Source organism: Lottiidibacillus patelloidae (genome assembly GCF_002262935.1).
Classification (GTDB): domain Bacteria; phylum Bacillota; class Bacilli; order Bacillales; family SA5d-4; genus Lottiidibacillus; species Lottiidibacillus patelloidae.
Genome location: NZ_NPIA01000004.1, coordinates 17,531 through 41,001, shown reverse-complemented (window position 1 = coordinate 41,001; position 23,471 = coordinate 17,531). Strand labels below are relative to the sequence as shown.

At 36.0% G+C, this 23,471-nt stretch carries 30 protein-coding genes; 10 read left to right on the top strand and 20 right to left on the bottom strand.

Annotation, left to right across the window (positions count from 1 at the left end; translation table 11 throughout):
- Positions 1–145: 145 nt before the first annotated feature.
- Together CIB95_RS08800 and CIB95_RS08795 are read right to left on the bottom strand one after the other, a co-directional pair.
- Positions 146–571, bottom strand: coding sequence for a hypothetical protein (locus CIB95_RS08800; RefSeq protein ID WP_094924318.1), 426 nt, complete (start codon positions 569–571; stop codon positions 146–148).
- Positions 572–679: 108 nt separating this feature from the next.
- The gene (locus CIB95_RS08795; protein ID WP_094924316.1) at positions 680–1,225 is read right to left on the bottom strand and encodes an NADPH-dependent FMN reductase; all 546 of its coding nucleotides are present in this window, start codon (positions 1,223–1,225) and stop codon (positions 680–682) included.
- Between the two features lie 183 nt (positions 1,226–1,408).
- Here CIB95_RS08795 and CIB95_RS08790 point away from each other — a divergent pair, with 183 nt between their 5' ends.
- Positions 1,409–1,900, top strand: coding sequence for a hypothetical protein (locus CIB95_RS08790; protein ID WP_094924314.1), 492 nt, complete (start codon positions 1,409–1,411; stop codon positions 1,898–1,900).
- Between the two features lie 46 nt (positions 1,901–1,946).
- Here the strand turns inward: CIB95_RS08790 and CIB95_RS08785 are convergent, their stop codons facing one another.
- A complete protein-coding gene (locus CIB95_RS08785) occupies positions 1,947–2,420 on the bottom strand; it encodes a hypothetical protein (RefSeq protein WP_094924312.1) in 474 nt (157 codons plus the stop codon).
- A 117-nt stretch (positions 2,421–2,537) separates the two neighbouring features.
- Between CIB95_RS08785 and CIB95_RS08780 the strand changes: the two genes are divergently transcribed.
- The 3 genes from CIB95_RS08780 to CIB95_RS08770 are packed head-to-tail and all read left to right on the top strand — an operon-like array spanning position 2,538 to position 4,562.
- A complete protein-coding gene (locus CIB95_RS08780; protein WP_094924310.1) occupies positions 2,538–2,858 on the top strand; it encodes an aminotransferase yhxA in 321 nt (106 codons plus the stop codon).
- A gap of 8 nt (positions 2,859–2,866) precedes the next feature.
- The gene (locus tag CIB95_RS08775; protein WP_094924308.1) at positions 2,867–4,120 is read left to right on the top strand and encodes a glutathionylspermidine synthase family protein; all 1,254 of its coding nucleotides are present in this window, start codon (positions 2,867–2,869) and stop codon (positions 4,118–4,120) included.
- 22 nt (positions 4,121–4,142) lie between these two features.
- Positions 4,143–4,562, top strand: coding sequence for a DUF350 domain-containing protein (locus CIB95_RS08770; protein WP_094924306.1), 420 nt, complete (start codon positions 4,143–4,145; stop codon positions 4,560–4,562).
- Between the two features lie 37 nt (positions 4,563–4,599).
- Here CIB95_RS08770 and CIB95_RS08765 read toward each other — a convergent pair whose 3' ends face one another.
- On the bottom strand, positions 4,600–6,582 hold the full coding sequence (locus CIB95_RS08765; RefSeq protein ID WP_094924303.1) for a DUF6807 domain-containing protein: 1,983 nt from the start codon (positions 6,580–6,582) through the stop codon (positions 4,600–4,602).
- A gap of 447 nt (positions 6,583–7,029) precedes the next feature.
- Between CIB95_RS08765 and CIB95_RS16510 the strand changes: the two genes are divergently transcribed.
- Positions 7,030–7,158, top strand: a complete 129-nt coding sequence (locus CIB95_RS16510; RefSeq protein ID WP_094924745.1) for a TipAS antibiotic-recognition domain-containing protein — start codon at positions 7,030–7,032, stop codon at positions 7,156–7,158.
- A gap of 38 nt (positions 7,159–7,196) precedes the next feature.
- Here the strand turns inward: CIB95_RS16510 and CIB95_RS08755 are convergent, their stop codons facing one another.
- The 8 genes from CIB95_RS08755 to CIB95_RS08720 all read right to left on the bottom strand — a co-directional run bounded on the left by CIB95_RS08755 (position 7,197) and on the right by CIB95_RS08720 (position 11,640).
- Positions 7,197–7,784, bottom strand: a complete 588-nt coding sequence (locus CIB95_RS08755) for a hypothetical protein (protein ID WP_094924302.1) — start codon at positions 7,782–7,784, stop codon at positions 7,197–7,199.
- Between the two features lie 8 nt (positions 7,785–7,792).
- Positions 7,793–8,146 carry a VOC family protein gene (locus CIB95_RS08750; RefSeq protein ID WP_094924300.1) on the bottom strand — a complete coding sequence of 118 codons (354 nt, stop codon included), beginning with the start codon at positions 8,144–8,146 and terminating at the stop codon, positions 7,793–7,795.
- 1 nt (position 8,147) lies between these two features.
- Positions 8,148–9,020, bottom strand: coding sequence for an NAD-dependent epimerase/dehydratase family protein (locus tag CIB95_RS08745; RefSeq protein ID WP_094924298.1), 873 nt, complete (start codon positions 9,018–9,020; stop codon positions 8,148–8,150).
- A 17-nt stretch (positions 9,021–9,037) separates the two neighbouring features.
- Positions 9,038–9,517, bottom strand: coding sequence for a GNAT family N-acetyltransferase (locus CIB95_RS08740; protein WP_094924297.1), 480 nt, complete (start codon positions 9,515–9,517; stop codon positions 9,038–9,040).
- Between the two features lie 24 nt (positions 9,518–9,541).
- A complete protein-coding gene (locus CIB95_RS08735) occupies positions 9,542–10,024 on the bottom strand; it encodes a hypothetical protein (protein ID WP_094924295.1) in 483 nt (160 codons plus the stop codon).
- 124 nt (positions 10,025–10,148) lie between these two features.
- Positions 10,149–10,739 carry a hypothetical protein gene (locus CIB95_RS08730; protein WP_094924294.1) on the bottom strand — a complete coding sequence of 197 codons (591 nt, stop codon included), beginning with the start codon at positions 10,737–10,739 and terminating at the stop codon, positions 10,149–10,151.
- 129 nt (positions 10,740–10,868) lie between these two features.
- On the bottom strand, positions 10,869–11,300 hold the full coding sequence (locus CIB95_RS08725; RefSeq protein WP_094924292.1) for a GNAT family N-acetyltransferase: 432 nt from the start codon (positions 11,298–11,300) through the stop codon (positions 10,869–10,871).
- A 46-nt stretch (positions 11,301–11,346) separates the two neighbouring features.
- Entirely contained in the window at positions 11,347–11,640 is a 294-nt protein-coding gene (locus CIB95_RS08720) for an HNH endonuclease (RefSeq protein WP_094924291.1), read from the bottom strand.
- Between the two features lie 135 nt (positions 11,641–11,775).
- On the opposite strand from CIB95_RS08720, the gene CIB95_RS08715 reads away from it, so the two are divergent.
- Complete coding sequence (locus CIB95_RS08715; protein WP_094924289.1) at positions 11,776–12,357, top strand: DUF2087 domain-containing protein; 582 nt, start codon at positions 11,776–11,778, stop codon at positions 12,355–12,357.
- Positions 12,358–12,705: 348 nt separating this feature from the next.
- Here CIB95_RS08715 and CIB95_RS08710 read toward each other — a convergent pair whose 3' ends face one another.
- Genes CIB95_RS08710 through CIB95_RS08700 form a run of 3 tightly spaced genes read right to left on the bottom strand, consistent with a single transcriptional unit; the run spans position 12,706 to position 15,554 of the window.
- Positions 12,706–13,425 (bottom strand): nucleotidyltransferase domain-containing protein, encoded by a 720-nt coding sequence (locus CIB95_RS08710; protein ID WP_094924288.1) that lies wholly within the window; start codon positions 13,423–13,425, stop codon positions 12,706–12,708.
- Between the two features lie 15 nt (positions 13,426–13,440).
- Entirely contained in the window at positions 13,441–14,076 is a 636-nt protein-coding gene (locus CIB95_RS08705) for a response regulator (protein ID WP_094924286.1), read from the bottom strand.
- Positions 14,077–14,096: 20 nt separating this feature from the next.
- Entirely contained in the window at positions 14,097–15,554 is a 1,458-nt protein-coding gene (locus CIB95_RS08700) for a GAF domain-containing sensor histidine kinase (protein ID WP_233144097.1), read from the bottom strand.
- A gap of 178 nt (positions 15,555–15,732) precedes the next feature.
- Here CIB95_RS08700 and CIB95_RS08695 point away from each other — a divergent pair, with 178 nt between their 5' ends.
- The gene (locus tag CIB95_RS08695) at positions 15,733–16,221 is read left to right on the top strand and encodes a VOC family protein (RefSeq protein ID WP_094924283.1); all 489 of its coding nucleotides are present in this window, start codon (positions 15,733–15,735) and stop codon (positions 16,219–16,221) included.
- A 74-nt stretch (positions 16,222–16,295) separates the two neighbouring features.
- Here the strand turns inward: CIB95_RS08695 and CIB95_RS08690 are convergent, their stop codons facing one another.
- The 5 genes from CIB95_RS08690 to putP form a co-directional block, all read right to left on the bottom strand.
- The gene (locus CIB95_RS08690) at positions 16,296–16,856 is read right to left on the bottom strand and encodes a 2'-5' RNA ligase family protein (protein ID WP_094924282.1); all 561 of its coding nucleotides are present in this window, start codon (positions 16,854–16,856) and stop codon (positions 16,296–16,298) included.
- A gap of 34 nt (positions 16,857–16,890) precedes the next feature.
- A complete protein-coding gene (locus tag CIB95_RS08685; protein ID WP_094924280.1) occupies positions 16,891–17,469 on the bottom strand; it encodes a hypothetical protein in 579 nt (192 codons plus the stop codon).
- A 51-nt stretch (positions 17,470–17,520) separates the two neighbouring features.
- The gene (locus tag CIB95_RS08680) at positions 17,521–17,871 is read right to left on the bottom strand and encodes a hypothetical protein (protein ID WP_094924279.1); all 351 of its coding nucleotides are present in this window, start codon (positions 17,869–17,871) and stop codon (positions 17,521–17,523) included.
- A gap of 114 nt (positions 17,872–17,985) precedes the next feature.
- On the bottom strand, positions 17,986–18,210 hold the full coding sequence (locus CIB95_RS08675) for a hypothetical protein (protein WP_094924277.1): 225 nt from the start codon (positions 18,208–18,210) through the stop codon (positions 17,986–17,988).
- Between the two features lie 218 nt (positions 18,211–18,428).
- Positions 18,429–19,949: a sodium/proline symporter PutP gene (gene putP / locus CIB95_RS08670; protein WP_094924276.1), complete on the bottom strand. Its 1,521-nt coding sequence runs from the start codon at positions 19,947–19,949 to the stop codon at positions 18,429–18,431.
- A gap of 404 nt (positions 19,950–20,353) precedes the next feature.
- Here putP and CIB95_RS08665 point away from each other — a divergent pair, with 404 nt between their 5' ends.
- The 3 genes from CIB95_RS08665 to CIB95_RS08655 are packed head-to-tail and all read left to right on the top strand — an operon-like array spanning position 20,354 to position 23,455.
- On the top strand, positions 20,354–21,262 hold the full coding sequence (locus CIB95_RS08665) for a DoxX-like family protein (RefSeq protein ID WP_094924274.1): 909 nt from the start codon (positions 20,354–20,356) through the stop codon (positions 21,260–21,262).
- A 2-nt stretch (positions 21,263–21,264) separates the two neighbouring features.
- Entirely contained in the window at positions 21,265–21,876 is a 612-nt protein-coding gene (locus CIB95_RS08660; protein ID WP_233144096.1) for a DUF4166 domain-containing protein, read from the top strand.
- A complete protein-coding gene (locus CIB95_RS08655; protein WP_158217592.1) occupies positions 21,863–23,455 on the top strand; it encodes a YndJ family protein in 1,593 nt (530 codons plus the stop codon). Before CIB95_RS08660 ends, CIB95_RS08655 begins: the two co-directional genes overlap by 14 nt.
- The last annotated feature ends 16 nt before the right edge of the window (positions 23,456–23,471 follow it).

Below are 23,471 nucleotides of genomic sequence, written 5' to 3'. Positions count from 1 at the left end.
ACTCTTCCTTTACTAAGATACCAAAGATCTTTTGCTTAGGGCAAAGACAAAAGAAAAAACGTAGGAAATGTCATCCTACGTCTTATTATTTCTTTTGAAGTGATTCATACTTCTAGTCTGTTTTTAGTTATAAAGATTCAGTTATTTACTTGACTATATATTCACGAATAACATCTGCTTCTTCTATCGTACCGTAATCTCCATTTATTTCATTAATGATTGATGCTGAACCGTCCTTGTTAAACCATATTTTATACGTTATTTTTAAAAGTTCAGGTTCACTTTCATCATATCTATAATAAAGATTAGCCTTAACATCTTCATTTCTTGCCATCTCAGGTTCTACATTCAGGTGCCATACTACTTTCTCAAAAGCATCACGTAACAATTCCAAAGAGTCTTCATCATCAATGATTACTACCTCTTCATATTCTCCATCTTCTTTCGCTAACTGTACTTCCATTTTAAATAACTGCATCTTTTCACCCTCTTTTGGCTCTTGTTGCATACAGCCAATGAGACTCGCTATCAAAAGGATAGAAAACAAAAAATAATAAACTAGTTTTTTCACGACTTTCCCCCCATACACTCACTATATTTTATTAATCAATAACAATTTTCAAAATCCTTTAAAAATCTAAAAAATAACAGACCTAATGACCTGTTATTAAGGAAGTACTTATTGTTCTCCCATTTGTGGTTTAATGACTTGAATGTACGCTTTTGTATACATGATTAGTTCTTGCATTAAGCTATCGACTTGCTCTTTACTTTTCTCATTTAACGTTTTCGTTTCAGCATTGAACCCAGGAGGATCTAAAATTAATTGTTTTGGAATCGTGTTGGCGTATACACCTCGCATAACGATACGCATGTTTTGCAACGCATTCATTCCACCTTTTCCACCACCGGCAACTGCAAGTAATGCCGTAGGCTTATGTTTGAACTGTTTTCCTCCAAGAAAGTCGAGTGCATTTTTTAACGCGCCACTCATCCCGTTATGATATTCCGGTGAAGTTAACACAAATGCATCTGCTTCCATTGCCAATTTACGAAGTTCTTTTACAGCCGATAATTCTCCTTGAGCTTCCTCTCCATTAAATAATGGAAGGTCAAAAGTAGCTAGATCCACATAATCTGTTTCATATTTTTCCACAATATAATTAGCCGCGATCCGCGTACGTCCATATTTTCTTGGCGTTCCGTTTATAACTAAAATTTTCATTTTATTTTCTCCTTTTTAGATATCTTAATTGTTACTTATAGTATATACATGTTCCTCAATCAAAGCCTCAATAGATACTACGAACTTTTCTACGTAAAAAGCCTCGCACAAACGCGAGACTTTCTAAGACTATAGTCTTAAATAACAGCTTGTATCATACACTTCTTATGAGGGGGTATGGATATGAAAAGGATTTTAGTCTTCATTTTTATTATTTCACTATTTCTAGCAACTTTAGGTTGTTCACTTTTTGAATCTAAAGGGAATTATAAAGTTTCGGGTGACCTTACTCATGAGGTTGTAAACTTACTAGGTGACAATAATGGAGAGGTAAAAATCACGATAAATTACGCAGATAAAGAGGAAGACAAGCTAATTGTCAATGTGACCTATGAAAATGTAACAGAAAATGATATAGAATTCGGCTGGCTCGCACATCCTGGGTTTGAACTGTATGACAGTAATGGTAATAAAGCGAAAACGGCAGGGTTATTAAACGGCTATGATAGTGAGCATAAAGGCATAAAGGTATTAAAGGCTGGTGAAGAACTTACAACCCAAGTTGAATTTTATGAAGTGAACGAAAGTGAAGAATACAAATTGCTAATTAAACATAAAGATGAAGTTGCGAGAAAAACAGTAACCTCTAGTTTTAATGTCACAAAAAAATATTAAAGCTAAGTGAAAAGTGCTACATATGCACCATCCACTTAGCTTCTTTTTATGCTTCCTTAAAATAAATAACATAACATTTACGATCAGAGTCAACTTCCGTGCTATCAACTTCTCGCTGTCCAATATCCGGAATATCCACAATATCTTTCGTTAAAAATTCCAATACGTCGAGATGTGTCATCACTTTCAATCGCTGTTTTACGGGACAATCTCCATACGGCTTAAATTGGCGAAACTCAATGACGATTTCTTTACCATCATATTGCGCTTCTTCCATATAGCGCTTTGCCATTCCTTCATCTTCAAGAACAAGGTACTCCTCTTCCCCATTCATTTCATTATAAAGTAAACGAAACTGCTTTCCTTCGAGTACAAGATACGTACATAATTGTTTGGCTAACATCTCTTCTCGCATCGTAGTTGAGGCTGGGAATCGGTAAAACTCTTCAAAATCATCTTCCCCACTACCAGTCTTAATAAAATAGACAAGCTCCTGTATTTTTCTCTGTTTATAATGCATCTTTCATCCTCCATTGAAAATGATTTGACTGACTATTTTTAGGAAAATCATGGTATAGTTAAGATAAAGATAACATAAAAAAGAATACTTAGAGTACTAAAAAAGGAGGACACTCATTTGAAGAAAACGAAAAAGCTTTTAGCTGGCGTTAGCACATCAGCCCTAGTTTTATCTTCCCTCGCTGCATGTGGTGATAATTATGCAGACCTTCCGCCAGTTCCAGAAGATTATGAATGTGGTGATTGGGATTGGGAAGATGAAGAAGGCGTTTGGGAATGTGATGACCCTGATTCACCACATTTTGGTTACTTCTTTTTTGCAGGTAAAGCATTCAAAACAAAGTCGTCATTAAAAGCAAATAAAGGGTACCAATCATACCGTTCTTCCTCAAGTTTTAAAGGTGGTTTCGGTAGTGGCAGTAAATCATACGGTGGATAATAGAAATAATGGATAAGCGACTATCTCTACAAACATATTCTGAAAAACGGAAAGCCTTCTATGCGAAAGTAGAAAACTACTGGCCCGACATGTATGGTCAAGAGTATAGCCTTTATGACATAAAGAAAATTAGTAGCAAAGAGCAGCAAGATATACTTCTCGCGTCACAGAAAATTTCACACATCTTTCTCAAAACGGCCCATTTATTACGAACGCTTGATGATGAAACGTTATTGCAAATGGGGTTTCCAAAAGAAACACTCTCATTTATTCGATTAAAAACGATGCAAACAGAGACAGTTATTTCTAGGCTTGATTTAGTTAAAACGGAAAATGGGATCAAGGTTCTTGAAATTAATTCCGACACACCAACATTTATTAAAGAATTATTTCATATTAACGGGTTAGTATGTCAGGAGTTGGGCTCGCCTAATCCAAATGAAGGCATGGAAAATCAGCTAGCAAAAGCCGTTCAACATGCTATTTTTGAGGCATACTCATATCTTGGCAAAGATGAATTTCCTTCTGTCGTTTTTACTTCCCATGCAGATTCAGAAGAAGATAAATATACCGTGCAATATTTGCAAGCTTTAAGCGAAGTTCCATCATCTTATGTTCCCTTGCATGAGTTGAAAATAGTAGAAAACGAAGGTCTGTTTGATCATCTTGGAAATAAAATTGACGTCTTATATCGGCAGACGTTCCCAATTGAAAACATGATTGAGGATAAGGACCCTAATACTGGAGAAAATGTCGGCAGTTTGTTAATGCAACTTGTTGAACAAAAGAAACTAGCCATTGTAAATCCTCCTTCCGCTTTTCTACTACAATCGAAAGCTGTGCAAGCTGTTGTTTGGGGGCTTCATGAAGAACAATCACCATTTTTTACCGAGGAAGAGCATCAATGGATTCAGCAATTCTTTTTACCAACTTATTTAGAGGCTGATGCTTTTTTAGCACGTGGTGAAAAATATGTGAAAAAGCCTTGTTTTGGCAGGGAAGGTGACACTGTTGAAGTGTATGAAAATGGCAAGAAAGTGCTGGAAGATGCAAATAAATCATATACCGAATACTTAGCGATTTATCAAAAATACATTGATTTACCTAAAACTACGTTTATGAGTGAAAAAGGTGAGCAAGTAGGCCACCTAATGATTGGTTCGTTTTTACTTAACGGTAAACCAAGTAGCATCGGATATCGTGTTGGTGCCCAAATTACCGACAACTTAAGTTACTACTTACCGATCGGCATTAAAAAATAACATTAAAAAAGGAGCGAATGGAATGAAGGAATTTTTATCAACATTACCTAACTTTTTAGCTTATACAGGTGTACTCGTTTTACTTTTAATCGTTGGACTTATTTTATTTGAATTAACGACGAAAAATAGAGAATTCAAGCTTATTGCTGAGGGGAATGTAGCGGCAGCATTATCAATTGGTGGACGTCTTTTCGGTTTAGCATTTGTACTTGGAGCTGCGGCTGCGAACAGTATTTCCTTAATGGATATGATCGTTTGGGGCGTAATTGGTATTTTAGCGCAAATAATTCTTTTCTTACTTTTAGAAGGTATTACAGTAATGCTTGCACACATGCCTTCGATTACAAAAGCAATTGATGATAACAACGTGGCAGTTGGAACATTCGTCCTCATGCTTTCTTTATCTCTTGGATGGGTTATCGCGCAAGCGTTGACTTATTAATAAACAGCAAAATGCTCGGAAAACTTCCGAGCATTTTTTACTCACCGATATAGGACATTTTAATTTTGCGCTGTTTATAACTTTCTTCTGTACTAATTTCTGAGTAACGCTCATCACGATTCTCCCATATTGTACGTACCTTTTCCTCAGCCTCTTCTTCCGTTGCTCCTGCGTGTATGGCTACCCATCTTTGGAGACTCTTGCCCCTTTCCAGCAAAAGCTCTCTGAAACTGATGAAAGTATAATTCCTCAAAATAATTCGGTGTTCATCTGAGATCCATTTATCATTTAGAGCATACAGCTGTTTGTGAAAAGCAGTTAACAAAATAAATCCTTGTCTATCCTTCTCTCTCTCAAACGCATGTGTTGCATTTTCTAATTTTTTAACAAGTTCGTTTTGTACCCCTTTTTCCTCTACAAATCGTTTCGTTAAATTAATTAGGCTCGGAATATCTACATCCACAGTAAACGATGTATCATTTGAAGCAGTATTTCCTGCCTCATCAATAGCTTCAGAAGAAAAAGTGTGCTCCCCTAACGCAAACGTATAAGCATCGGCGTTAATATCTTCACACGTATGACTTTCTACCCCGGAAAGATTATCCGTCACATCACACTTAATATCTATATGTTCATCGACCATATAGGTCCGCTGATTATTAAGATAACGGATTACTGGTGGGGTTTTATCAATCAAACCAAACTCTAAAAGGTTACCAGTTTGTGTATTAAATCCATTTAAAGACCATGTATTGTCATATACAGAAGTAGACAAAGTGGCATTAAAATCTCCGTACACCACTGGTGGTAAATATAAAGTCGGAATTACTGGCATATCCATATCAAGAGAAAGTGCCTCAAAAGTAATATCGTTATTCACACTCATTATCGTGCTATTGGAAAAATGGTTTGAAAGGTTATAGGTCGGATAAACAGAAAAGTTTTCCAAATTTACATCAGGAATTTCAATTTCAACGGAATTCCCTAGTTGAAAACGAACAAATTGAGATGTCTCATTCTTTACAATTGAACCATCAGCATTTAATTCTGTATAGTTTACTGGGACAGAAAATGGTAAAGTAATCATAATTCTAGGGTCAAATACAACATTTTGATCTACTTTCGCTTCATTATCTAAAATGGCATTAAAGATGGTGTAATCAATATCAACATCCAAGAAATCTAAAAGGTCCTCAAGAAATTCGTCTACTTCATCTGGTGTCCGTATAATCTTTTTATCAAATTCTATAAAGAACTCGAAAAAAGAATCCGAAGTTGAGGCCACTAATTTTTTATCTTCCACTCGGACATTGGATGAATTTAACTCCATATTAGGAAATTTAATCGTACTTTCTATATCAAGTTCCGGTTTGTCGAGGGAAAAGTTTTCGTTCGTTTCATCAGTAACCGTCGGCGTTATATCAAACCGATCTGCTATATCAATCGTAGGAAAAAGGGCACCTTCTTTATAATCCGGAAAGAAAACTGGATCTCTCACTTTATAATATGCCCATGCTTTTAAGGCAAAGTTCATGTCAATGTAAGCGGATCCTTTTGGGCCTGTTGCTGTCATTGCCCAACCATCTGCTATTTCCCATGAAGAGTCAATGGTAAACGTTTCACCAGGTTTGTACTTGGCTTCTTCAGGAATCGTTAACTTAACGTCAATTGGATACGTAATATCAACTTTTCCAGCATCAAAGTTGAGGTGTGCCGTAACACCAAACTCCCCGCTAGCCCCTCCCCCGATTTTACCATAATAATAACCTGTGAAATTTTCTGCATCATCTTCTATGAAGCCTTCTTCATAAAAAGACTCATAAACAAGTGGAATCGCTTCATGCAAGTCATTTTCCCACACCTTTTGGTTTTGGGTTTTAAAAATAATGCTTTCTGTTTTTTCTACTATTCCATCAGCAGTTTTAGCATGCGCGATGGCGCTTTGTCCGGTTAATAATAACAAAACAATAAATACTTTCAAGATGATTTTCTTAAAAATTGAAAAACGGAAAACCAACATTTCCTACCTCCCTTACCTAAATTGGATAGTTATAATAGCAGAACTTCTAACTATTAAGTCCACTTTATTAATCTATGAATTCCACAATAAATCAGTACTTAAAAATTCAAGGTTACAAAGACATACTACTATTTACAAACAACGGTATTAATAGAAGAGAGTAGCTTAAAAGCTACTCTGAACTCGTACTATATGAGCTTGTATTTTTATGAAAATTTTACGAATATCTTTCTGAAACATACTTTCCGTATAATCAAAACTTGGAGGAGCATTCACCATATTAATGAATAAGTTTAGCTAGTTGTCACTCATAAAGGGAATGTAGCAAATCATTGCACTTTAAAAGACATTTCTGAAAAATTAAATGGCGTAACAGCTGATGAGGAAGCAAAGGAAGAATAAATAATTGTGAAAATAAGCGATACTTCATAAAGAAGATCGCTTTTTATATTATTTGTAAATGACCCTCGCTTCACGAAAAATATCGATAAGCACAAAGAGGGTTTATCGGAGTTTCTAAAAGAGGCATTCCATTACTACTGTGATCAAGAAGAGAATTACCATAAGAAAAAATAGATATTTGAAATGGAAAACGAAAGCCATTGAGATTTAAATTAATCTCTTTGGCTTTCGTTATTTGATAATGCTTTTATACAATTCTCTCTAATCGTCCATAACTCACGAAAGCTTAATCCGATGTGATTTTTCTTTATCCACTTATGCATATAGTCCTTATGAACGGTTACCTTATATTCACCAATTTGCTCAGGTTGAATTTCCATTTCAACTAAAAATGGTTCAATAGGTTCACTTACTACATTTCTAGTAATATCATATCTATTTCCCTTATATAGCAAGTAACAATGCGCCTCTGGAATGACTGATAATCCAGCTTCCTTGAGAACATCGCCAACACCTGGTGTGTTCTCTCCATTCATTTCATAAATACCAGTCATTAATTTTATTTCTTCATAGCCTTGTTCGATACATAGTGCTTTAAGAAGCGCATGCTTTGTACTGCAAGTCCCTTGCATCTCTTCTAAAACTAACATGTAGTTAGAACGAACTTTATTTCGACCATACGGGAGCTTTTGTACAAAGTTCATTGCCTCATGGAAGCTCGTTATTTTTAACTTTAAAAATTGATAAGAAATTGGCCCTTCTTTCTTAATCTTAAAGTTTGGTAATTGATTGATACTCATCTATCAACCTAACACTTACAAACCATGAGATGATTTCCATCAGGGTCTTTATAGGTGAAATAGTGCTGATGTTCAATTGCCGATGTTAGCTCGACACCCTTTTCCTTCATGTACGTATATGCTGCTTCAATGTCTTCCGTATTAAAATGAAACATTGGAACTTGGAAAACTTTTTCTTCTGAATAAATTTTACTATCTAAAACAATATTTGGCCCTTCCATTGGCAAAACATATATATGACCAAACTGTACTTCTCCTTCTACTGGTAAACCTAACATCTCACAGTACCAGTCTCGTGCCTTTTCAATATTTTTAACTGGTATAAAAATCGCTCCTACTTCGTTCAATATCGGACTTTTCATTTTAACTCTCCTTTTGTTGAAGATTTAACAGTAATTGTGGAAGCCAATCATTTAATTTAGTGAAAGGATAACCTAGCTTTTGCGCCTTTTCATTCGTAATTGACCATGATGTCTTAAGTCCATATGGAGATTCCATTTCTTGATCAGTTACTATTTTTACTTCTTTTCCTGTTTGTTTAGCGATTTCCTCCATTAGCTTTTGCATCGTGATTTCTCCAGTTGCACAAGCATTAATAGGGCCTGTGAAATCTTGAGTTGCTGTCCAAGCGAGGAAATCTCCCGCTTCTTTTTGGTGAATAAAGCACATTTTCGCTTCTGGATTAGGGAGATAAACTTCTTTCCCCTCTTTAATACTAGTTACATAATGTAGTAAGCGCTTCGTGTAATCTTCTTCTCCCATTACAATCGGAATGCGAACAGCCACAACCGGAAATGATGCTTTCTGGAAAAAGTACGCTTCTGCTTGACGCTTGCCTTCTTGGTAATCGACATCTTCTCTGCGAACCATTTTCAACTCATATGTATATGGATTAAAGTCCTCTTCCTTCATACCAGCTTTAAAAGGATACACGGACATTGTTGAAGTAAAAATATATCGTTTAATTTTTCCCGTTAAAGCAGCCACTGTAATTTTGGCATCTTCGGAAGAAAAACAGAGTTGATCAAAGACGACATCCCAATTCCTACCTTCAACTGCTTCATTTACTGACTTGTCATTAAAGCGATCGACCATTAGACGTTCGACCTTATCACCGAAATCGTCTGGTGTTTCACCTCTAGTTGCTATTGTTACTTTTACTCCTTGTTTTATTAATGCGTTTACTAAATTCACTCCGAAAAAACGAGTGCCTCCAAATACTAGTGCTGTTTTCATTTACTCATCTCCTGTCATCAATCTAATTTTTTCTCTAGTTCAATTTCATCTCTTATCGGAATACCATCATTTCCTATTAGCGGAATTTGTGGCTTGATTTCCCTAGCCTTTACAACGGCATTCTTATGGATTGTTACTAATTGGTATCCTCTTTTTTGGTAAAACTTCAGGGCATGTAAGTTATCATTTGTCGTTACAAGTTTTATAACGTAACATTTTCTCCCTCTAGCAAATTGTTCTACTTGTTTTAGTAAGGAGGTACCGATACCTTTTCCTTCTTCTAAACTATCTAACGAAATAATTTCACAACTATTTTTCTTAATAATAAACGTTATTAAGCCAATGATTTCATTTTCGTTATTTAACTTAGCAAAGCCCTCTAATTTAGAGCAGTCATAGGTACCACTCGAAATCACCATCTCTGGGCTTCCCCAATGTGTTGTAAAAAAGTTTTCCAATGTTGTTTGTGATAGTTGTTTATTTGAAATCACGTTCATCTAATGTTCACACTCACTATTCTTTTATTTTCTAAGCGCCAATACTACACGATAACCGTCCGAAGGCATGCCTCCATAATGAGACATCCATTTTGGATATTTTATTGGTATTGCAGTAGAAATAAAAATGAAGAGGTTTGCAAATGCAATTGCTTGAAGATATTGCGCGATTACTTCATTTGTCGGAACCTTAGCTAATGAAGTAAATAATAGAACCAAACATAGTGACATGAATGGGCCTCCAATTGCTACAACTATTTGTTGGAATGCTGTTAATTTTTTTGTTATCTCTTTATATTTACAAGAGCCAAAAATCGACCATTTAATATGAAAGTGCATTCTACCTAAATGAAAGTTTTCTGTATTTTTCGCATCGCTCGGCCCTAAATATATGACTGCCCTTTCCTTCGTAGTTAATAGTATTCCGAGAGCATGTCCTATTTCATGGATTAAAGTGGAGATGGGCAATACAACTACATAAAAAACTAAAAATAAGATAAGCGTCAATATAGCACCTCCAATAATATTACCTAGCATTCTATTACCTAATTTTAACATAACTTGCTAGAAGAAATAGGAAGTGGCAATCCTAAATGAAACGATAAAATAATGACATTTTTCTCCAAGTACGCTATTTAGGAATTGCCGGATTTAAGGATTCATTTTCCGTTGCTCCAAGTATTCGTTCACTTAATATCGTGCCATTTTTAGCAATAGCTCTTACGACTTTTTTCTTTCCGACATAAAAAAAATATCGTCCCGTTTCCGTTTCTATGATTGGTAGTTTATTAAAGTCTTCTTGTTCATCCGCAGATGCATCTACAACACTGATTTGCTCACTATTTACTTCTCCATAAACGACGTCAAGATCAAGTTTTCTATTTCCATGCCTATCATATGCATGAAAACGTTGCAGATAAGCATTCATTGCCTCATCTTCATAGTAGTCCCATCTGTTTGGCCCGACATTTCGCCATTCATTTCCGTCCTTTTCAAAAAAAGCAACGGCTAACATTCGTTTGTTTACTTTTGCCCATCTCTTTGTTTTCGGCTCTGTCGTATATAAAACAATGGCAACTTCATCAATAATTTCTTTATGAATAATTTCTCTAGCTTCATACGGTATTCCTTTTTCTATTGCTTCATCTAGTGTGTCATAGGTACACCCTGCACTAATGGAGATTGCAAGACAGAAAGTGATATACCAGCTTATTACTTTCATGTAGTTGTCACTCCCCTTTACATATAAATTCCATTAATCATTGTATTAAGTGGACATAAAAAAAAGACTTGAATCTTCAAGTCTTTTGGTTATTTTTACCATATTTGTTTTTGCTAGCGGTTTTTCTACTTATAATTTTTTTCTAAATGAGTAGCTAGTTATCTCATAATCTAGCTTTTCCTTATAAAATCGATGGGCACCTTTTCTTTGCAGCCCTGATTCTAAAGCAACTAGCTCGGCACCATTTTCCTTCCCCCATTGGTGGATATATTGTAACAACTTTTCTCCATAACCATGAGATCTTTGGTCCGCATCGGTTATCAAATCATAAACAAAAACGTGTTTTTTATTGTAAAAATTATAGCGCAAACTAACACCTGCTAGCGAGACAATCGTTTCTCCTGCAAATAGCGCAAAAAGCTGATAACCTTCTTTTCTCATTTCATGAAGTAGTGATAAATAATGCTCTTCCGATAATTCTGTACGTAACTGGTTCATCACCGGAAAAGCCGCTATCCATTGCCGTTCTGTTGTTAACTCGATAATTTTTTCGTCCTGCATCTTCTTTCCTCCAATATGGGCCCTAGCTCTAGCTCACTATTCTATTTTATTTCCTTTTCTTCTTTCTTTCATTTGATTTTTTTATTTTCACACTTGCTGTAGACGGTTGTTTTTTTATCCATTTTAAAAACTTTCTCATTTTCTCATTGTTTTTTAAATCTTGAATTGTATGTAGGTAACTCGCTAATTCCTTATTTGTAAAAAGGGCATGAATTTGTTTATGACAAGCAGCACAAAGATTCGCAGTTGGCCCGTAATTGCCGCCTTCTTCCCTCGGAATTAAATGGTGCACAGTCGTTTCAATATTTTCTCTTTCACATAATTCACAAACGTTTTTCATTTCAACAACTCCTGTATGCCTTGGCAATTATCGATTTAGTAGCCAAATTATGTAAAACCAATTGTTGACTACCTATGCAAATTAGATTACAATCTAATTAGATATTAATCTAACTAGATGTGAGGTCGTATTAATTTGCAATTAAACAGATTAGTCAATTTTCATAAAACACTCGGAGACCCAACTCGAATTCGCATCCTTTCGTTACTTGCGACTGGGCCTCTCCACGGGCAAGCGATTGCGGGAAAGCTTGGATTAAAAGCACCTACTATTACGCACCATATGACGAAATTAAGAGACACTGGCATCGTTTTTCAACGTAGAGATAAAAACACTATCTACTACTATATTGATGAAGATAAAGTTCGCTCTTATTCCGATGCCCTTGCTAATATGCTTACCCAAGCAAATAACGAAAAGGAGGAGGACGGTTCAATGAAAACACAGGCAACAATTTTGAATAATTTCTTAGAAGCTGACGGTACATTAAAACATCTACCTGCACAACGCAAGAAAAAAATTATCGTTCTAAAGCACATCATAAAAGGATTAGAACGAGGGAAAAAGTACCCTGAGAAAGAAATTAATGACTACATTAAAAGATTTCATTCCGACTATGCAACAATTCGGAGAGAGTTTATTATCAATCACTTTATGTACCGGGAGAATAACATTTACGAATTAAATCCAGAAGAAATGTGGGCAACGATAGACTAAAAGAGACTGGGACAATAGTTTTTTTACTATATAAAAATGCTACGTCAAAATTCCTCGCTTTCCACGGGCACGGCCTCAGCCTCCGAAGAAAGCAAAGGACACTTTCTTTCGGGGTCTTCGGACACGTGCTATTCCCGTAGGAGTCTCCGAATTTTGACAACGCTCAGGAATAGCTATTATTATTCACAAAATTTATATTCGTCTTTTGAATGAACTATTTTTTAGTTCTTTCCCAGTCTCTTTTTATTACTTCCGAATGATTAATTTCTTTATTTCAAAAGGATGGTCAAAAGAGCTGGCATCTATACGAAAGAACGCCTATAGAAATACAATTCATTAATTCGAGTGTTAGTTTTTACCTATTGAAAAACCAGCAAATAATCTTCCACCGTATGGCGCTAAAACAGCATCTACTAATATTTCTACCTTACTTTTTTCACCAGTTTTATAAAAGCTGTCAAATGCATCTATAAAACTAGCTGTAAATGCTTCATCGTATTGTTTTAAGGCACGGATCACCCATTTGGACGAACCAACCCACTGGTTATTCGTTCTCAGTACAAACTCATGAATATGCTCAGCTAATGCATTGGCAATAAATATTTCTTCTGCACGATCTGTTGCTCCAAGGAAGTCATCTAAAGTATCTGTAATAAAGTAGAGCTTCATTTGAATGGTTTGCGCTGACCATTTATCAGGTCCTTTTGCCAACAACGCTTTTGCTTCTTTCTTTATTTCTATCAATCTTCCATTGTCCTTCATTACAATTCCTTCTGTTACCATTCTTGGTAGTGACGGTCTCGCCCTCTTCTTATCACTTTCAATATATTGCTTATATGTAGTTAAGTTGTGAACAAATACTTCTATTGGCCAATCGAAGACAACCATAGATTCGCGATAACAATTAGGAAGACTTTCATTAAAGATAACGATGTCTAAGTCAGAAGTTGCTGTTGCTTCTCCGCGAACGACACTACCAGCTAATAATGCTGCATCACAAGTGGGAAAGTATTCTTCAATAAACTTTTTAGCAGCTTCGAGTGCTGAAAGTCTTTGTCCGTTTTTCATCTTTATCACCTTATCTTATAGTCCATGTTTTACTGCATAAAGGGCAGCCTGCGTCCGATCAGCAACATCTAGTTTCGAAAAAATATTTGAAACATGTGTTTTTACTGTTTTCTCCGTAATAAATAACGTATCGGCAATCTCTTTATTGCTTTTTCCATTAGCAATTTCAGCGAGTACTTCCTTTTCTCGCTTCGTTAATAACTCAATTAAGTTTTCTTCCTTTTCTTCACCTTTAGCCATATGAGTCATAATGTGTGACGTTACTTTTGGATGGAGCTGTGTTTCTCCACGATGTACTGCGCGAATCGCTGAAACTAATTGATCTGGTTCGATATCTTTTAATTGATAGCCACTAGCCCCAGCACGAATTGCGGGAATAACATGCTCTTGATCCGAGAAACTCGTCAACATTATGATTTTTAACGTCGGCATCTCCGCTAAAATTTGTTTCGTCGCTTCAATCCCATCCATCACTGGCATGACGAGGTCCATGAGTACTACATCTGGTTTATGCTCTTTTACTAATGTAACTGCTTCTTCTCCGTTTTGTGCTTCCGCTACTATTTCTATATCACTTTGTGTTTTTAAAAAGAAAACAAGACCTCTACGGACGACATGATGATCGTCTGCGATAACAACTCGAATACTCATTATTTTTTTCCCCCTACTGTTTACAAAGGTATGCTCGCAATAATTTTTGTCCCTTTTCCTTTTTCACTAATAACCTCAACTGTACCGCCTAAAAGTTCAGCTCGTTCTTTCATGCTCCGAAGACCGAATGAAGGCATTGCCTCTCCAGCCATGATTTCAAAGCCAGTTCCTTTATCTGCAACCGTTAACACTACATTTGTCTTTGATACATGTAATGAGACGATAGCTTGTTTGGTCCCGGCATATTTCTTAATGTTATTAAAAGCTTCTTGGCCAATTCGCCACAAACATTCTTCAATTGTACTTGGGAGGTCACTAACCCCTTCAACATCGACATCTATAGTAAGGCCCAGTATTTTTCCATACGACATTAAGGCAGCAACTACTCCGTCCTCTAATCCTTCTGGCTTCAACTGCCAGATTAATGCCCGCATTTCCTTTAAAGCTTCTTGCGATAATTCTTGCATGTAATTTAATGACTCTAGAAGCTCTGGGTCATTCGTCATTTCCTTCGTACCTCGTACAGTGAGCATTAAAGAAAACATAAGTTGGTTTACTGAATCATGTAAGTCCCGTGCTAATCGATTTCGTTCTTGGATTAAAGTTATTTCCCGGCCCCGTTGGTCCAAACGAACATTTTCAAAGGTGATACCGATATGGTCAATTAACTGTGTAATGACGTCCTTATCAATATCATCAAACGTTTCATTACTAACGATTAATTTCCCTTCTGTATTTCCTGTTTTTATTTTCATCTTTATTTCTTTGGCATCTTCTATGTCTCGAAGCGTCACGGTTTCATCTTTTTCTCCGTTAATCGTTAAAGATACTTGAGCCCATTGAAACGTATTAGCGATCATTTTGACTGCCTTTTGTTGCAATTGTTCTTCATGACGTTCTACATTTAATTTCGCATTAAATTCCCCTAATTTTTGCAGCATGTCGATCCGTTTTTTTCTACTTTGGTAAAGCTTCATTCGTTTGATTGCCGTCCCAATTTGAAAAGATACCGATTGCAATAAAGCTAGTTCTTCATCAGAAAAATGCTTTTTGTTAGGTGCCGCAACATTTAATAGTCCAAATTTTTCTGTTCCAGCTTGTAGTGGTACTGTCGCATGATGGGTAATGCCTTCCGTTGCACCCCATTTATTTTCAATAGCATCTTCAATTCGTTTACATTCAATAATATTTACCGCTTCTTGAAGACGGCCATCACTAAAACGATTGACACACCAACAACCACCTTCACACATTGGGCGCTTTTCTTGCCACAATAATGCAGGTGGTAAATTGCTATCCGCTTCTAATGTAAAAGTTCGATTCTCTTCAATGAGAAAAACCCAGCCAGTAGTAAGACCTGTCACTTTCAACAACTCTTCTAACACACTTTGGAGCATATCTTGGAGGTCTGTTGCTTGATTTAATGTTTCTGCGATAACTTTTAACGTTTTTAATTCTTGAATTCGCTTCTCGTTCAATGGGTACCCTCCACTTTCTCTTTTCTTTATTATAGATAACTTTCCCTTAGCAATCCTCGATGAAATGTTGTATTTTTTCTACGACTTTTTATGTAGATAAATCTTCGACAACCGACCGTTTTTTTCCTATCTTTCTAACATTATACTAAACTTACAAAAGCAAAATGGAGGTATTTTGATGATTAAAGGGTTATATGAAGCACATTTGCCTGTATCGAATTTAGAAAAAGCTATTGCGTTTTATGAAAATTTAGGTTTGACGTTAGCTTGGCGAAGTGAAAAAACGGTTTTTTTATGGGTTGAGAAGGATAAATCATGGCTCGGTCTTTGGGAAGGTAAAGAGGTACAAACACCTTATCACCCATCACTAAGACATATTGCCTTTCGAATTGATTACGAAGATATGAAAAATGCTACTTCATGGCTGAAAAGTATTGGGGCTACTCCGCGTCCATTCGCTGATGGGATGAGTGCGGAACCATTCGTCAGACCGTACCAAGGACATGCGTGTGTATACTTTGATGACCCAGATGGTAATTCCCTAGAATTAATGAGTTTTATCGAAGTACCAGAACAGTTAAAAACAATTGAAAAGAAACTCTTGTTAGAGGAATGGGAAGCGTTATTAAATGGTGTTAGCACAACAATGAAAGATGCTAGGAAATAGATTTTCTCTAGCATAAATCGAAAAAATAAGAGCTTCACTGCTCTTATTTTTTCTTATAAATTTATCTCAGAATCTCATTTGTTTCCGTGAAGCTTCTTAGAATAGAGCACTGGTGCTTCAGTACATTTGCCATTTTCGTCATAGATTAATTCTATTAAAGCTATTTCACATATTTCCCCCTGGATAGGATTTATATTTTTTGAACAATAGCTATAAGCCTCACTTAACTTTTCTTCGCTCAATCGATTAGCAATCGTACAATGCGGTATCCAATTTCCAGGTAAATATATGGAGTTAGGGTTATCGTTAAAAGTTGAGAATTGCTGATGATAATTAGTATGCATTTGCATTAGTTCATTTGTAACTGTTGGTGCGAAAAATAGTGTCCTAGATTTTAAAAATGTTCCTATTGTTTGCATTGTAATAGTGATGCTTTCTTGTTCTTTATAAACGGTTTCCATGGAATGCATCCACTCTTCATAGTTGAGGTTACTATAACTTGCAATGGTAATGTGCGGTAATCGGTTTTTTACTTCAGCAGCGTAGAAGGAAATTTCTTTTTCATGAAGATCCTTCCATACATCTTTAATTCTTTGCTCCATTTGTTCATCAAATAATGCTATTACTGCGTACATGTTAGTCCCACCTGTTTCTTTTTGAACGATTTATTTACCATGGCACTTCATTTCCATTGGCATCTTCTGGCCAAAACGAAATATTTCTTATGTAAGGATCAGTAACGTCGTAAAACTTATACCATACCCTCGGCAGATTGGGATGTTGAAACATTTCAGCTATTTCAATTTCTTTATTTTTTTTCACGACCATTTTCTCTACATTTTCGTAATAAATAATACCCCAATACCCCATAATAGTTTCATCATCAGAGAACCCTCCCCATGAATATGGGTGGTCTTCTATTTGTTCTAGTAGTTGATTAGCAGATACTACTAGTACTTTCCATTTACCATTCCACTTTTGTTTTACGATACTTGCACTTAGCGAGTATTGCGTTCTATCCATATAAAAAATCAATTTAGTTTCTTGATCAACATAAACTTCTTTAATTATTTCTCCGAAAGAAAGGTTCCTCTTTTCCGAAAAGTTAACTAGCGCTTCTTCAATCGTATCGCCAGTTCCGTCAGAATCTTTGAAATCAAATCCGTCCGTGTAGTAATAAGCTACTACTAGTAAACTACTAAGCAAAACTAAAACTAGTGATAATAAAGTAATTTTTATCTTTTTCATCTACGTTGTCACCCTTTATGTTGCTTACTTTTCTATTTTTAAAATTTACTATCAGTTGCTTTCTCCCGTTTCTAGGCTATAAGACTTGCTTACTACGTCTGTTTCACTATCATCTTCACCTTGGCGAGTAGACGATATATAAAATTCTATATGGTAGAGTCCATCACTCCAACTCTTCACTTCATACATGACGTGTTTTCTATGTTTTGTATAGTCATCAACCTTAAGTTCATCGATAAATTCTTTTATTGATGCATTAATCTTTTCGGCTATCGTAGGATTTCCTTCCATAATGAGAATTGGGTACGTAATGTCATAGCCATAGCCATTATCATTGATTGATTTTTCTGTTTGTGGTTGAATGCTTTTTGCTATAGGTTCTTCCGGTTTCAGATGCAGCATAAAAAAGTAGCTGATTGCTAAGAAAAGAGTTATTGCGAGAGCATACCCTAATATTTGTTTCAGATTTAATCACCCTTTCATTTATTATGTTTAAAGGTTTTCCAAATTTATCAATTAATTGTTTCTAACTTTAACTATCCTTTCCACTGTAAATCCAACAAATAATCCAATGACGACAGGAAGTATTGAAATATTTGCATCAAAAAACATGCCATTTTCTAACGGTTCATTTAAATCCAATGAAAAACCGAAAAGAGAAAAATGAAACGTATTTCCAATCCAAAAAAGTAGAGCCATTGTCCCTATTGAAGCTAATAGGGGAAACAATATATTCCTCACATGAAAACCTCCTTTTAATACCAATTATTTCAAAATAATCGAATTATTACAATCTCTTATAATTGAAAAAAGCAATGTTTTTGCTTTCTTAAAATAAATAAAAAAAGAAAACGCACTGGATTTCAATATGAAATGCAGTGCGCTTTCCTATGATATTCGGTTGCACATCTCAAGTAACGTTAAAAAAGAATTGGTGTGCTAAACTGTTTTTTTGAAACTTATTTTCCGCTTGCTGCTTGATCAAATTCAGCTTCAATTTCAGCTGATGGTTTTTTACCTAGTAAACTTACAATCCAAATTGTAAGTGTTGCTAATAAGAAACCTGGTACGATTTCATACAGTGAAAATGGAATGATTGCATCCGCTTGTGTTCCATCGACAGGGACTTCAGATAGCTTTTTCCAAACAACTACAGTCACTGCACCTACAATCATACCACCAAGCGCTCCGTTACGAGTCATGCGTTTCCAGAACAAGCTTAGAAGGATAACTGGACCAAATGCAGCACCAAAGCCACCCCATGCATAACTTACTAAGTCAATAATACTACTTGAACTTTCATAAGCAGGATTTTGTGGAATAGCTAGTATAATTGCGATTAAAGCAATGATAATTACTCCATAACGCCCCACCCATACTAAATCTTTATCAGACGCTTCTTTATTTAAAAATGCTTTATGGAAATCCTCTGCTAAAGCACTTGAAGATACTAGTAATTGCGAGTCAATTGTACTCATAATTGCCGCTAAAATTGCCGCTAAAAGAATACCTGATACCCATGGATTGAATAGAACATCTGCGAATTGAAGGAATACTTCGTCTGCATTAGCTAGTGGTGCATCCATAAAGTAAGCAATACCTGCAAAACCTACAAACACAGCACCAATTAATCCAATAATCATCCATGACATCCCAATTAAACGCGCTTTCGGAATATCTTTTACTGATCTAATTGCCATAAAACGAGTAATAATATGTGGTTGACCGAAGTAACCTAGCCCCCAAGCCATTAACGATACGATAGCAAGGAAACCTACCATTCCTTCCATACCACTAAAGATATCTAAGTACGCTGGGTCCACTGAACCTACTTTATTTACTGTTTCGCCCCATCCACCTAACTTAGAAATCGCAACGATAGGAACGACAATTAATGCAAGGAACATTAAAATCCCTTGAATAAAGTCTGTCCAACTTACCGCTAAGAAACCACCTAAGAAAGTGTAAGAGATAATTACAATTGAACCAATAAGAAGCGCATCATTATATGTCATATCAAATGAAGCTTCAAAAAGAATGGCACCTGCTACTAAACCAGAAGATACATAGAACGTAAAGAACACTAAGATTACTAGCGCTGAAATAATACGTAATGCTTTTGATTTATCATGGAAACGATTTTCTAAGTAATCTGGAATTGTAATCGAGTCTTTCGCAATTTCTGTATATGAACGAAGTCTTTTTGCAACGAACTGCCAGTTAATATAAGCACCAATAGAAAGTCCGATACAGATCCAAAGTGAAGACATACCAGCACTATAAGCATATGCTGGTAAACCGATAATTAGCCAGCTACTCATATCAGATGCACCAGCACTTAAAGCAGCTACTCCTGGACCTAGCTGTCTCCCTCCTAGTACGTAGTCTGATAGATTATTAGTTTTTCTGTAGTAATAAAGCCCAAACGCGAGCATTCCTATTAAATATACAATAAATGTTATTAAAGTTGCTGTTGACACGGATTATTTTCCCCCTTCTTTTACATACGAAATAATTGATAATACGATTAGTAATGGCATTGGAATGAGTAACCAAAACCATGTGGCTCCTGTTATTGCAAACTCTTCCATCATTACACCCCCTTGTCTTACCCTATTATATGTATGGTGAAAATATTACTTTTCTCATATAAACTATGAGAATTAAGTCCCATATAAAACCGTAACATAAGGAAATTTACTGTTCAAAGTAGTGTTATGGTAGCATTTGGGCGCATTTTCCATCATAGTAGAGGTATAATCTACTCTTTAGCAGAGAGCCTTTTACGGTAGAGTAGATACTCTTACAGTAAGAAATACGGGAAATAAATAGATTTTTGTCATTATTTTCCGAAATTTAATACTTATTATTGAGGAGTGTTCATATGAAACGCAAACCAATTTATGTTGAAATACCGATAATAACAACCATGGACGATTTGTGGGAATCAACCCAAACACCCCACCTTCACGAACAGTGGGACCTTCGTTTTTCTTCAATCACTTATTTACCTAAACAAGAAAATGAACCGCAAAAATTTACGTATGCTACGAATATAGGATTTGGTAAAAAGATCGAAGGCTGGGGAAAAAGTGTTGGAACCTTTAATGGCGAAGATGGCTCGCGTACGTCTTCTTTACACTTTGGTACAGAGCAAAAGCTTTCGATTATTTCTGAAGGAAAAGGATTTTGGAAGTATGAACCCGAACATGAACATGTAAAGTTTTTAACACAATACGACTATAAAACAAACTGGGGAACGTTTGGAGCATTGTTGGATAAATTAGCTTTCCGCCCGATGATCGGTTGGGGTACTGCACTTAGTTTTGACGTCCTGAAGCGTTGGCTTGAAAAAGGTGAGACTCCCGCTTCACAATACATTCGCTTTTTTAGTAGTTGGCTCATCACCTTATTATTTGCGTTCGTCTGGATTTTTCATGGACTAGTACCAAAATTATTAGTGATGCACCCGACTGAAATAGCGATGACAAGAAGTATGATGGAAATGTCTGAAGAGACAGCTGCAACGATTGTTTTTGTCGCTGGAATTGTTGAAGTGATGTTCGGTATTCTGTGGCTTTTTTATCGAAAGAAAAGACAGTTATTTTTGCTTCAACTCTTTGTCTTTCCGCTATTAACAATCTCAACGCTAGTAGCTGGAATGGAGTATATCATTCATCCATTTACGCCACTTACGTTTAATAGCGCTTTAATTATTCTATCGATTGTTGGATTTTTAGTTAGTAAAGATGTGCCTTCAGCAAAATCGTGCAAACGCAAAAGAGAGGGATAACAATGTCTATTATTAAGCAATCACTAGGAAATTCTTTCAATAAGCTACACCCAATGTTACAAAAACGTTATGACATCTCTGAAGAAAAACCATTTCAAGCAACTGGTACGATGCGAAAAATTTCAGGAGGGCCGAAATGGCTATATCCTTTCTTTTACTTCGGTGTACATTGGAAATTACTATTTCCAGAGCATGGGGAAAACATCCCCTTTACGATAAAGAATACCGCCCGCCATGGAAAAAATGGCGAGGAACAAATTCATTGGCAGCGGATCTTTCACTTTGGAGAAAAAAGAAGGTATTTTAATGCATTAATGAGCTTGGATAAAAAGCGAAATATTATTGAAGATTATTTAGGAGAACCACCGTTAATGTACTCTGATTTGAAATTCTCTTGTATTGATGGAGGATTACGAATCGATTCTTATAAACAGCGCTTAGTATTGGGGAGAATTGAAATCCCGTTACCAAAGGTGCTGCAAGGACTCGCAACAGTAACAGAACGGTATAATGAGGAGAAAGGTGTCTATGAAATTAGCGTTATCGTGAAGAACCCAATAATTGGACAAGTCTTTGGCTATGAAGGGGAGTTTACTTCTGATGAAATTTTCTAATTTACTTATCTTTCAAATCATTCTTTTTATACTTACTATGCTATTCACTAGCTACCCTCATTTGCTACTGTTATCAGGAGCACAGCTTCTTTTCGTGCCGATCGCATTGCATTTAGTAATGGCCGGAAAGAAAGATTCTTTTCAAAGATTTTTTCCTTTAATAACTGTTATTGCTTCACTTTCAGTAGTGTGTACATTCATTTTTAATGAAGGAATATGGATCATTATTTTCCCAAGTATTTATCTTTTATTTACAATCATAGTCGCTATATATGCCATCAGTCGCTTTCTCCACCGTGGATTTATTAACTTTGAAGAATTCGCCATTGATCTCGGTCTCATGTATTTAGCAATTGGAGGCGTCTGGTTTTTTGCCTATACGGCAGAACTTGATACTGGCTTTTCTGCATTACTGACATGGTTAACTGCCATACATTTTCATTATTCAGCATTTTTATTACCGATTTTTGTTGGTTTTCTTGGCAGAATTTACAAGCCGAAGTCATATGTCTTGATATGCTCATTAATCTTAATATCACCACTTGTTGTCGCCATAGGAATCACTTATTCGAGAACGGTTGAAGTTCTATCCGTACTTATTTATATCGTAGCAATTTATAGTCTGATCGCTTACGCCTTTCAAGCTAACTTTTCCCATACTTTGCAAAAATGGCTCGTGCGAATTTCTTTTTCTGCAATCGGTGTCACCATTATTTTTTCTCTTTTTTATGCATTCGGGAACTATACCGGGAATGTAGTAATAGACATTTATTTTATGTTGCAATTTCACGGCGTTGTTAATGCAATATTTTTTGGTTTGCTCGGGATAATCGGTTGGTCACTCCATACACCTTTAACAAAGGCACACCTTCCGACATTTCCCGTGAGTAACATTCGCGGTAAAATGCGAATTGGTGAAGAAGTATTAAAAGAGTATAAGAGCAACTCTTCATACAATGGCCTAATTGATCAAATAGCTGTCTATGAAAAGGATGTTGATGTTGCCACGTTAGCACCGACTATTAAAGATTTCTATGAAAACACGAAAGATTATCGTCTATTTGCAAAAGTAAAATGGCAGCTTTGGTTTATGCCCTTTGCTGTTGTATACAAATTATTTAGTCGCTTCACAGGGCAAATAAACCTTCCACTCTCTAGGAAGGAAATTGAGATGACTGGTGATATTGTTGCTATCAATAATGAACGTGATGGAAGAAGCGCAGTCCGAGCTTGGGTTCGTAAAATTGAAGAGGAGGTAGCTTTTGTCGCTTTATACTCATCCCATGAAAAAGACGGAAAAACATATAACAACATCGCACTGCCACTACCTTGGTCGACAATGGTTGGAATTTTAGAGTTAAAACAAGTCGGAGAAAATTTGCAGTTATCAAGTAAAAGGTCTATAGTGGATTCAGACGCGGGCATTTACTTAGCATTTGGAAAATACTTATGTAAACTCCCATTAGAGGAAACATTTCTAGTGAAAGAAGTAGATTCAGAAGTCTTACAAGCAAGGCACAACATGTGGATCTTCGGCTTCCCTTTTCTGTCGATAAAGTATGATATTAAAAAGCACTAAAAAACGAGGGATAAAC

What these genes read in the sequence shown, in the direction of transcription:
- CIB95_RS08685 (WP_094924280.1), bottom strand. Translation starts at nt 17,469, where the DNA reads ATGAAAAAGATAAAAATTACTTTATTATCACTAGTTTTAGTTTTGCTT.
- CIB95_RS08730 (WP_094924294.1), bottom strand. Translation starts at nt 10,739, where the DNA reads ATGAAAGTAATAAGCTGGTATATCACTTTCTGTCTTGCAATCTCCATT.
- CIB95_RS08655 (WP_158217592.1), top strand. Translation starts at nt 21,863, where the DNA reads ATGAAATTTTCTAATTTACTTATCTTTCAAATCATTCTTTTTATACTT.
- CIB95_RS08790 (WP_094924314.1), top strand. Translation starts at nt 1,409, where the DNA reads ATGAAAAGGATTTTAGTCTTCATTTTTATTATTTCACTATTTCTAGCA.
- CIB95_RS08740 (WP_094924297.1), bottom strand. Translation starts at nt 9,517, where the DNA reads ATGAACGTGATTTCAAATAAACAACTATCACAAACAACATTGGAAAAC.
- CIB95_RS08680 (WP_094924279.1), bottom strand. Translation starts at nt 17,871, where the DNA reads ATGCTGCATCTGAAACCGGAAGAACCTATAGCAAAAAGCATTCAACCA.
- CIB95_RS08660 (WP_233144096.1), top strand. Translation starts at nt 21,265, where the DNA reads ATGTCTATTATTAAGCAATCACTAGGAAATTCTTTCAATAAGCTACAC.
- CIB95_RS08785 (WP_094924312.1), bottom strand. Translation starts at nt 2,420, where the DNA reads ATGCATTATAAACAGAGAAAAATACAGGAGCTTGTCTATTTTATTAAG.
- CIB95_RS08720 (WP_094924291.1), bottom strand. Translation starts at nt 11,640, where the DNA reads ATGAAAAACGTTTGTGAATTATGTGAAAGAGAAAATATTGAAACGACT.
- CIB95_RS08775 (WP_094924308.1), top strand. Translation starts at nt 2,867, where the DNA reads ATGGATAAGCGACTATCTCTACAAACATATTCTGAAAAACGGAAAGCC.
- CIB95_RS08755 (WP_094924302.1), bottom strand. Translation starts at nt 7,784, where the DNA reads ATGAGTATCAATCAATTACCAAACTTTAAGATTAAGAAAGAAGGGCCA.
- CIB95_RS08665 (WP_094924274.1), top strand. Translation starts at nt 20,354, where the DNA reads ATGAAACGCAAACCAATTTATGTTGAAATACCGATAATAACAACCATG.
- CIB95_RS08795 (WP_094924316.1), bottom strand. Translation starts at nt 1,225, where the DNA reads ATGAAAATTTTAGTTATAAACGGAACGCCAAGAAAATATGGACGTACG.
- CIB95_RS08690 (WP_094924282.1), bottom strand. Translation starts at nt 16,856, where the DNA reads ATGTACGCAGTAATAGCATTATTTGATGAACAAATGGAGCAAAGAATT.
- CIB95_RS08710 (WP_094924288.1), bottom strand. Translation starts at nt 13,425, where the DNA reads ATGAAAAACGGACAAAGACTTTCAGCACTCGAAGCTGCTAAAAAGTTT.
- CIB95_RS08750 (WP_094924300.1), bottom strand. Translation starts at nt 8,146, where the DNA reads ATGAAAAGTCCGATATTGAACGAAGTAGGAGCGATTTTTATACCAGTT.
- CIB95_RS08770 (WP_094924306.1), top strand. Translation starts at nt 4,143, where the DNA reads ATGAAGGAATTTTTATCAACATTACCTAACTTTTTAGCTTATACAGGT.
- CIB95_RS08745 (WP_094924298.1), bottom strand. Translation starts at nt 9,020, where the DNA reads ATGAAAACAGCACTAGTATTTGGAGGCACTCGTTTTTTCGGAGTGAAT.
- CIB95_RS08765 (WP_094924303.1), bottom strand. Translation starts at nt 6,582, where the DNA reads ATGTTGGTTTTCCGTTTTTCAATTTTTAAGAAAATCATCTTGAAAGTA.
- CIB95_RS08695 (WP_094924283.1), top strand. Translation starts at nt 15,733, where the DNA reads ATGATTAAAGGGTTATATGAAGCACATTTGCCTGTATCGAATTTAGAA.
- CIB95_RS08705 (WP_094924286.1), bottom strand. Translation starts at nt 14,076, where the DNA reads ATGAGTATTCGAGTTGTTATCGCAGACGATCATCATGTCGTCCGTAGA.
- CIB95_RS08725 (WP_094924292.1), bottom strand. Translation starts at nt 11,300, where the DNA reads ATGCAGGACGAAAAAATTATCGAGTTAACAACAGAACGGCAATGGATA.